The following is a 6,699-nucleotide window of genomic DNA, read 5'->3' on the forward strand; positions in this document are numbered from 1 at the left end:
CCAGCTGCGCGTCGAGCTGGGCCCCGAGGCCGCCCGCGTCGTGCAGGCGGCCTGGTGGCGCGAGCTGGGTCCGGAAGGTGCCCGGGTGCTGCGCGGCGGCATCGGCGTGCAGGATGCGATGCCGCAGCCGGGCGAGGGCGTGGCGGCCCACCTCAACCTGCCCTACCTCGACCTCGATGCCTGGCAGAAGGTGGCCGAGACCTGGAGCGGCGGCAGCGGCGCTGCGCTGGCGGGCCCCGGCGGCATGGGCTACGCGCCGACCACGGTGGCGCTGCGGGCCAAGGAACTCGTCACCAGCGGGCGGCACCTGCACGAGGTCGTGGTCGGTCTGACGCGCGGCGTCGCGGTCGACGACGCCACCTGGCGCGCCAACCTCGATGCCACCGAGTTCAACGGCTACGCCGAGTACCGCCCGCCCGGGGGTGCCCGCGCCGCGACCGAGGGTGCCGGCCGTCTCCACGCGCGCCTGTCGCGGCTGTCCCTGCCCAAGAGCGAAGCCGACGCGGTCAGCTCGCTGCTCGAGCAGGCCTCGCCGGCCAGCGTGCCGGCGCTCGACATCGTGATCGACGACTTCGAACTGCGCGGCAAGCGCCTCGGCCGGGTCGAGATCGAGGCGCAGAACCGCGAGGCGGAAGCCGGCGAGACGGCGCGCGAATGGCGGCTGAGCAAGTTCCGCCTCGTCACGCCGGAGGCGCAGCTCAATGCCAGCGGCCGCTGGTCGGCGGCCGCGCCCGGCGCGGCGGCGCGGCGACGAGCGACCATGGACTTCAAGCTCGACATCGCCGACGGCGGCGCGCTGCTCGCACGGCTCGGCCAGGGCGAGGTGGTGCGCGGCGCCAAGGGCCAGCTGGCCGGACAGGTGAGCTGGCTCGGTTCGCCGCTGGCGATCGACTACGCCAGCCTGGGTGGACAGGTCCGCGTGGCGGTCGAGGGAGGGCAGTTCCTGCAGGCCGATCCCGGCATGGCCAAGCTGCTGGGCGTGCTCAGCCTGCAGTCGCTGCCGCGTCGCCTGCTGCTCGATTTCCGTGACGTGTTCGAGCGAGGCTTCGTGTTCGACAACATCACCGGCGACGTCAGCATCGCGCAGGGCGTGGCGAGCACACGCAACCTGCGGATGCGCGGCGTGCAGGCCGTGGTGCTGATGGAAGGCAGCGCCGACGTCGAGCACGAGACCCAGGACCTGCGCGTCTGGGTGGTGCCCGAGATCAATGCCGGAGCGGCTTCGCTCGCGGTGGCGGCCATCAACCCGGCGGTCGGCCTGGGCAGCTTCGTCGCGCAGTGGCTGTTGCGCCGGCCCATCATGAACGCGGGCACGCGCGAATTCCACGTCACCGGACCGTGGGCCGAGCCCAAGGTCGAGCGCATCGAGCGCAAACTCGGCGACGCGGTGCCGACCGACGAGGCGGCCTCGGCGCCGGCGTCCAAGGAGTCGCCATGAAGATCGCAGCCGTGCAGATGGTGTCCACGCCGCGCGTCGCGGAGAACCTGGCGCGGGCCCGGGCGCTGATCGGCCGGGCGGCCGACGCCGGGGCCGAGCTGGTGGCTCTGCCGGAGTACTTCTGCCTGATGGGCCAGCGCGACACCGACAAGCTCGACGTGGCCGAGGCCGACGGCAGCGGCCCGATCCAGGACCTGCTGGCCGCCGCTGCCCGCGAGTGCGGCGTGTGGCTGGTGGGCGGCACGCTGCCCTTGCGCATCGACGGGCGCCGCGACCGGGCCCACAACACCACGCTAGTGTTCGGCCCCGACGGCCGGCGCGTGGCGCGCTACGACAAGGTCCACCTGTTCCGCTTCGACGACGGCGAGCGACGCTACGACGAGGCCGCCACGCTGCTGCCGGGCGCCACGCCGGTGGCCTTCGCGCTCACCGACCGCGCCGGGCACACCTGGCGTGTCGGCCTCAGCATCTGCTACGACCTGCGCTTTCCCGAGCTGTACCGCGCGCTCTGCGTGCCGCCCTGCGACCTGCTGCTGGTGCCGGCCGCCTTCACCTACCCCACCGGCCAGGCGCACTGGGAGCTGTTGCTGCGCGCGCGGGCGGTCGAGAACCAGTGCATGGTGCTGGCGCCGGCGCAGGGCGGCCGCCACGAGAACGGCCGCCGCACCTGGGGTCACACGATGATCGTCGGCCCCTGGGGCGACGTGCTGGCGGTGCAGGCCGAGGACGAGGGTGTGGTGATCGCGAGCCTCGACGCTGCCCGCATGGCGCAGGTGCGCGCGCAACTGCCTGCGCTGCAGCACCGCGTGCTGTAGCGCCGCTGCACGCGGCCGCGTCAGCGCCAGCCGAACATCATCTGCCGAGCCAGCAGTCGCTTGGCCGGCGACAACGCCTGCAGCGCCGCCAGACCCAGCCCGCGGGCGCTGGCCAGGCCGGGCAGCGGCCAGGTGAAGCTGCGGGCCAGGAAGTCGGTGGCGGCGATCAGCGCCCAGCGATCCGGGGCACGTTGCCATTCCACCCGCTTCAGCACGGCATCGAAGTCGCCCGCCGCGGCCGGTGCCGCCTGCAGCGCGGCGACCAGCGCATGCGCGTCGCGCAGCCCGAGGTTCAGTCCCTGGCCGGCCACCGGGTGCAACGTCTGGGCCGCATTGCCGATGCGCACCGTGCGGCCCTCGACCAGCGTGCGCTCGGCATTGAGCCCGAGCGCGAAGCGCTTGAGCGGCGTGATCGCCACGAGGCGGCCGACGCGAGGAGGGAACACCTGGTTCAGCACCGCGAGGCGCTGCGCGTCGTCGAGATCGTGCACCGGGTCGTCGGCGGCATCGACGCACCATACGAGCGCCGCGCGCGCGGCGCCATCGAGCGGCGGCAGCGGCAGCAGCGCCGCCGGACCTGCGGGGTGAAGCGCTCGTAGGCGGTGCCGGCCGTCGCCGGTCGCCCGGGCCGGCCAGCGTGACCTGGCCGACCCAGGCGGTCTGGCGGTAGTCGTGCGCCAGTGCCTTGCGCGCCTGCGTCGAGAACACGCCGCCTTCGGCCACCACCGCCAGGTCGTGCAGCTCGGCGATGCCGGCGTCGACCTCCACACCCCCCGCAGCCGGCTTGAGCGCCGCGACCGGCGTGCCGAAGCGGGCCGACAGCCGCCGCGGCTCCTTGGCCACGGCCTCGAACCAGGCGGCTTGCAGCGGCGCGACGATCGCACCGTAGCTGGCCACTGCGCCGAGCTGGTCGACGCCGCACTCGGTCGCCGTCAGCAGCAGCTCGGGTGGCGGCAGACGCAGCACCGAAGCCAGGCCACTCAGCAGCAGCGCGGGCTGCTGCTGCGACACGTGCACCGCGGTAATCGCCGTGCTGGCCGGCGCGATGCTCGGCCAGACGCCCAGGCGCTCGAACTCCTGCACGCTGCCGAGCGAGAGCGCCAGCGTGCGCGGATCGCGCGACACGTCCAGGTCGGCGGGCCGCGCGTCGAACACGTGCACGCGGGCCTCAGGCAGCGCGCGCGCCGCGTGCAGCGCCAGCGCCAGCCCCACCGGACCGGCGCCGACCACCGCGAGTGAAAGTTCTGCTGCCATGACCCGCCCTGCTGGCGGCCAGCCGGCACGCCCCCGGAAGAGGGGCGGCGCGACCCGGACCGCGGTCTATGATCCCGCCGCTATTGTGTTCGCTTCCCTCGCTGCAACCCGCTTCACTGGAGGTTCCCCATGGCGCTGATGGATTTCATCAAGAAGCAGTTCATCGACATCCTCGAATGGACCGAGGGCGACGACGGCACGCTGGCCTGGCGCTACCCGATGGCCGGCAACGAGATCCAGTACGGCGGCTCGCTGACGGTGCGCGAATCGCAGATGGCGGTGTTCGTCAACGAGGGCAAGGTGGCCGACGTGTTCGGCCCCGGCATGTACAAGCTCACCACCCAGACGCTGCCGGTGCTGACCTACCTGAAGAACTGGGACAAGCTGTTCCAGTCGCCGTTCAAGAGCGACGTGTACTTCTTCAGCACGCGCCAGCAGATCGACCAGCGCTGGGGCACGACCCAGCCGGTGACGATCCGCGACAAGGACTTCGGCGCGGTGCGCCTGCGCGCCTTCGGTAACTACGCCTACCGCGTGGCCGATCCCAGGCTGTTCCACACCGAGATCTCGGGCACGCGCGAGCGCTATACCGTGGCCGACCTCGACGGCCAGCTGCGCGCGCTGATGCTGCAGCACATCAGCGACGCGGTGGCCTCCAGCGGCGTGCCCTTCCTCGACCTGGCGGCCAATCAGGTCGAGTTCGCGCAGCAGCTCGCCACCGTCACCGCGCCGGCCTTCGAGAAGATCGGCCTGAAGCTCGAGGGCGTGACGGTGCAGAACGTCTCGCTGCCCGAGGAGCTGCAGAAGGTGCTCGACCAGAAGATCGGCATGGGCATGGTCGGCGGCGACATGGGCAAGTTCATGCAGTACCAGACGGCGCAGGCGATCCCGAAGTTCGCCGAAGGCGGCGGAGCCGGTGGCGGCAGCGGTATCGCGGGCGACGCGATGGGCCTGGGCGCGGGCGTCGCGCTCGGTCAGGTGCTGGCGCAGAACCTGCAGCAGGGCCTGCAGGGCGGCGGCGTGGCGGCGGCCCCCGCCGCGCCGGCCGCGATCGCGCCGACCAGGTGATGGCGACGATCGAGAAGCTTGCCGACCTGAAGGCCAAGGGCATCCTCACCGACGAGGAGTTCGCGGCGAAGAAGGCCGAGCTGCTGAAGAAGCTGGTGTGAGGTGATGGCGGGCCCTGACTCACACGGCTGAGCCTTGGCCACCGATCCCTCGCCCCAGCGCGCCTACCGCGCCGCCTGCCCCAACTGCGGCGCGGCGGTCGAGTTCCGTTCGGCCGCGTCGGCGCTGGCCGTCTGCAGCTACTGCCGCAGCACGCTGCTGCGCGAGGGCGACGCGCTGCGGCGCATCGGCCAGAGTGCCGAGCTGTTCGACGACCACAGCCCGTTGCAGCTCGGCACCGCCGGGCGCTGGCAGGGTGCGGCGTTCACGCTGGTCGGCCGGCTGCAGGTGCGCTATGCGGGCGGCAGCTGGAACGAATGGCATGCGCTGTTCGACAGCGCCGACCCGACCGACGCCGCGCCGCGCTCCGGCTGGCTCAGCGAGGACAACGGGGGCTACGTCTTCGGCTTCGAGGCGCCGGCGCCACCCGAGGCCCTGCCGCCGCCCGAGGCGCTGCGCGTTGGCGCGCAGCAGGTGCTGGGCCGCGAGAGCTGGTCGGTCGCCAGCGTCACCACAGCCAGGCTGGGGGCCGCCGAGGGCGAGCTGCCCTTCGTGCCGGTGCTGGAGCGCGCCTATGTCGTGGCCGAACTGCGCAATGCGCGCGGCGAGGTCGCCAGCATCGACTACGGCCCGGCCAGCGAAGGCCGGCCGCCGCGCTGGTACGTCGGCCGCGGCCTGCAGCTCGCCGAGCTGACGCTGTCGGGCCTGCGCGAGGACGGCAGCACGCGCGATCTGAAGGGGCGCACGCTCGCCTGCCCGAGTTGCGGTGCGTCGGTGGCGGTGCAGCTCGACAGCACGCAGTCGATCGTCTGCGCGCAGTGCCATGCGGTGGTCGATCTGGGCGCACCCGGCGCGCAGGGCGCGGGTGCCGACCTGAAGCACTACGCCCAGGACACCCCGGGCGTCGCCGGCGGCGAGCCGCTGATCGCGCTGGGCCGCAGCGGCACGCTGACCCTCGGCGCTGGCGGGCCGCTCCCCTGGCAGGTGGTCGGCTACGTCGAGCGCTGCACGCTGCCCGAGGCCGGCGACGACGAGCAGAGCTTCTGGCGCGAGTACCTGCTCTACAACCGCCAGGCCGGCTTCGCCTTCCTGGTCGATGCCGAGGACGGCTGGAGCTGGGTGCGGCCGCTGACCGGCGCGCCGCAGGTCAGCGGCGCCACCGCCCGCTGGCAGGGCGACAGCTACCGCGAGATCTACCGCTACAGCGGCCAGATCACCTACGTGCTCGGCGAGTTCTACTGGCGGCTGGCGCGCGGCGAGCGCACCCGCAACACCGATTACCGCGGCCCCGGCGGCAAGCAGCTCAACCGCGAGCAGACCGGCGAGGGCGGTGACGCCGAGGTCACCTGGTCGGCCGGCGCGGCGCTCGACGCCGACCTGCTGTTCAAGGCCTTCAAGCTCGACGACGGCCAGCGCGCCGCGCTGCAGCGCGACGCCAAGCCGGTGTCGACAAAGGGCTTCGGCGGCATGGCCGGGCTGTTCCTCTTCCTGCTGTTCGTTGTGGTCGTCTTCTCGATGGTGCGTTGCGGCCGCGACGACTGCAGCGAGCTGCGCCGCACCTACGGCGAGGCCAGCAACGAGTATCAGAGTTGCGCGCGCAACAGCGGCAGCGGCGTGCGCAGCTCGGGCGGGTCCTACGGCGGTTTCAGCACCGGTGGCGGCGGGCACAAGTAAGCTGCCCTCGATTCATCAACACAGGAGCGACGCATCATGATGGGTTTGGAGTGGCTGAGGCCAGGGGTCTTCTTCGGCTCGATCCTGTTCGCGCTGATCGGCGTGCTGGTGTTCTGGATCTGTTTCGTGATCATCGACAAGCTCACGCCCTACGACCTGTGGGCCGAGATCGTCGAGAAGCAGAACAAGGCGCTGGCGCTGGTGGTGGCGGCGATGTGCCTGGCGATCGGACTGATCGTCGCCGCGGCGATCCATGGCTGACCGCGCGCACCCGGCGCAGCCGGCCGGCGCGTGAGCGAACCGGCGGCACTCGATGGCGCGGCCGACGGCCGCGCCGCAGCAGCGGTGCGG

The 6,699-nt window shown here is 72.5% G+C and carries 6 protein-coding genes and 1 pseudogene; 6 read left to right on the plus strand and 1 reads right to left on the minus strand.

The genetic code is table 11. The features are described 5' to 3' along the window. Positions 1–1,438 (plus strand): AsmA-like C-terminal region-containing protein (locus tag Y694_RS18760; RefSeq protein WP_036235275.1); only part of this gene is annotated, 1,438 nt, incomplete at its 5' end. Then, on the plus strand, positions 1,435–2,253 hold the full coding sequence (locus Y694_RS18765) for a carbon-nitrogen hydrolase family protein (protein ID WP_036235276.1): 819 nt from the start codon (positions 1,435–1,437) through the stop codon (positions 2,251–2,253). The genes Y694_RS18760 and Y694_RS18765, both read left to right, overlap by 4 nt. Positions 2,254–2,273: 20 nt before the next feature. Here the strand turns inward: Y694_RS18765 and Y694_RS26230 are convergent, their stop codons facing one another. Further along, complete coding sequence (locus Y694_RS26230; protein ID WP_231497780.1) at positions 2,274–2,744, minus strand: FAD-dependent monooxygenase; 471 nt, start codon at positions 2,742–2,744, stop codon at positions 2,274–2,276. 181 nt (positions 2,745–2,925) lie between these two features. Here Y694_RS26230 and Y694_RS26235 point away from each other — a divergent pair, with 181 nt between their 5' ends. The 4 genes and pseudogenes from Y694_RS26235 to Y694_RS18785 all read left to right on the plus strand — a co-directional run bounded on the left by Y694_RS26235 (position 2,926) and on the right by Y694_RS18785 (position 6,609). Beyond that, a complete protein-coding gene (locus Y694_RS26235) occupies positions 2,926–3,492 on the plus strand; it encodes a hypothetical protein (RefSeq protein ID WP_231497781.1) in 567 nt (188 codons plus the stop codon). A gap of 144 nt (positions 3,493–3,636) precedes the next feature. Next, positions 3,637–4,676, plus strand: a pseudogene (locus Y694_RS18775) (SPFH domain-containing protein). A gap of 34 nt (positions 4,677–4,710) precedes the next feature. After that, positions 4,711–6,348: a DUF4178 domain-containing protein gene (locus Y694_RS18780; RefSeq protein ID WP_036235277.1), complete on the plus strand. Its 1,638-nt coding sequence runs from the start codon at positions 4,711–4,713 to the stop codon at positions 6,346–6,348. Positions 6,349–6,384: 36 nt separating this feature from the next. Next, positions 6,385–6,609: a DUF350 domain-containing protein gene (locus Y694_RS18785; RefSeq protein ID WP_036235278.1), complete on the plus strand. Its 225-nt coding sequence runs from the start codon at positions 6,385–6,387 to the stop codon at positions 6,607–6,609. Positions 6,610–6,699: the final 90 nt, after the last annotated feature.

The sequence above is a fragment of the Methylibium sp. T29-B genome, from assembly GCF_000576225.1.
GTDB lineage: Bacteria > Pseudomonadota > Gammaproteobacteria > Burkholderiales > Burkholderiaceae_C > Methylibium > Methylibium petroleiphilum.